Origin of the sequence: uncultured Campylobacter sp. (assembly GCF_938018145.1) — a bacterium.
In the GTDB taxonomy this organism is placed as follows: domain Bacteria; phylum Campylobacterota; class Campylobacteria; order Campylobacterales; family Campylobacteraceae; genus Campylobacter_A.
Genome location: NZ_CALIII010000358.1, coordinates 1 through 2,044 on the forward strand (window position 1 = coordinate 1; position 2,044 = coordinate 2,044).

At 52.4% G+C, this 2,044-nt stretch carries 2 protein-coding genes; both read left to right on the top strand.

Annotated elements, in window-relative coordinates; all coding sequences use genetic code 11:
• Positions 1-878 (top strand): branched-chain-amino-acid transaminase (gene ilvE / locus Q0338_RS08200; RefSeq protein WP_298086329.1); only part of this gene is annotated, 878 nt, incomplete at its 5' end.
• Between the two features lie 8 nt (positions 879-886).
• Positions 887-1,993, top strand: coding sequence for an SPFH domain-containing protein (locus Q0338_RS08205; RefSeq protein WP_298086330.1), 1,107 nt, complete (start codon positions 887-889; stop codon positions 1,991-1,993).
• Positions 1,994-2,044: the final 51 nt, after the last annotated feature.

Sequence of the window (2,044 nt, forward strand, 5' to 3'; positions counted from 1 at the left end):
TAGTCAAATGGGAGGACGCTAAAGTCCACGTTTTAACCCACTCGCTTCACTATGCAAACGCCGTATTTGAGGGCACAAGAGCCTATATGACGGATAAAGGCTTAGCGATATTTCGCCTTAGCGATCACACCGCGCGCCTACTAAAATCAGCCAAAATGACGATCCTAAACGTCAAATACACGCAAAAAGAGCTTGAAGACGCGCAGGTCGAGCTACTTCGCGCAAATAAATTTAAATCAAACGTCTATCTACGCCCGATCGTTTATCTAGGCTACGGCGTGATGGGTCTAGCTCACACCAAAGCTCCCGTAAATACGGCAATCGCGGCATGGGAGTGGGGTGCGTATCTGGGCGAAGAGGGCCTAAAAAAGGGCATCCGCGTGAAAATTTCGAGCTTTGCCAAACTAAACGTCGGCGGTCAAATGAGCCGCGCGAAATCAAGCTCGAACTACCTCTGCTCGCAAATGGCAAACTACGAAGCCAAAGAGGCGGGCTACGACGAGGCGCTGCTACTTGATAGCGAGGGCTACATCTCAGAGGGGCCGGGCGAGTGCTTTTTCATCGTGGAAAACGGCGCGCTCATCACTCCTCCAAACGACAGCAGCCTAGCTAGCATCACGCAAGACACCGTCATCAAAATCGCCCGCGATCTAGGCATCGAAGTGCGCAGAGAGCGTATCACCCGCGACCGCGCATACACTGCGGACGAGGCGTTTTTCACGGGTACGGCGGCCGAGGTCACTCCGATAAGCAACATCGACAACCGCGTTATCGGCGCGGGCGAGCGCGGAGCGGTAACTAAACGCCTACAAGACGCGTATTTTGACGTAGTTTACGGACGCAATCCAAAATACGCCTCGATGCTAACTTACATTTAAGGAACGAAATGCCAGCAGATTTGAATGATTATTTTAATAAAAAGCGCGGCTCTAGCGGCGGCGGAGACGATAACGGCGGCGAGAGCAAGGGCCCAAAAGTAAATTTTAAAACGCCTGATTTTAAAGGATTTGGCAAAATTTCAGCCTTTGCCTACGTCATCATCGCGCTCGTGGCCGTGATCGCGCTCACGCAGCCTTTCGTCACGATAAACTCGGGCGAAGTGGGCATCAAGTCAAATTTGGGTAAATACGACCCGTCTCCGATGCAGCCGGGACTGCACTTCTTTATCCCGTTTTTGCAAAAGGTCATCGTAGTCGATACGCGCGTACGCCTCATCAACTACACGTCTGGCGAAGATATGGGCGAAGCGGCGCAAAAGTACGGCGCACAGGCTCAAGCGGGCATCATCCGCAAAAACTCGATCTCCGTTTTGGACGCGAGAAACTTGCCTGTTAGCATCGACATCACCGTGCAGTACCGCCTAAATCCTGAAAACGCGCCTCAAACGATCGCGTCTTGGGGTCTTAGCTGGGAAAACAAGATCGTAGATCCCGTCGTACGCGACGTCGTGCGCAGTATCGCGGGTAAATACACCGCCGAGGAGCTTCCGACGAAGCGAAACGACCTAGCCACGGCTATCGACGAGGGTATCCGCAAGGATATCGACGCACAGCCGAACAAACCCGTCGAGCTGCTAACCGTGCAACTGCGCGAGATCATCCTGCCTGAAAAGGTAAAAGAGCAGATCGAGCGCGTACAAATCGCTAAGCAAGAGGCCGAGCGAACCAAATACGAAGTAGAGCGCGCAAATCAAGAGGCGCTCAAAAAAGCAGCCCTCGCAGAAGGTACGGCCAAAGCTGCTATCATCGAGGCTCAGGGTCGCGCGGACGCCGCTAAGATCGAAGCCGACGCGCAGGCATACGCAAACAAAGAGGTCGCAAAAAGCCTCGATCACAATTTGCTAAATTTAAAGCAGATCGAGACGCAGGCTAAATTTAACGAGGCGTTACGCGAAAATAAAGACGCGAAGATATTTTTAACGCCTGGCGGAGCGGTGCCGAATATCTGGGTGGATACGAAGGACAAAGAGAAGCAAAGCGCGATAGGTCAATAAGGCCTTTCGCGGCTCATATCGCGAGCGTCTTTAACGGAGCTAGTAAAAATT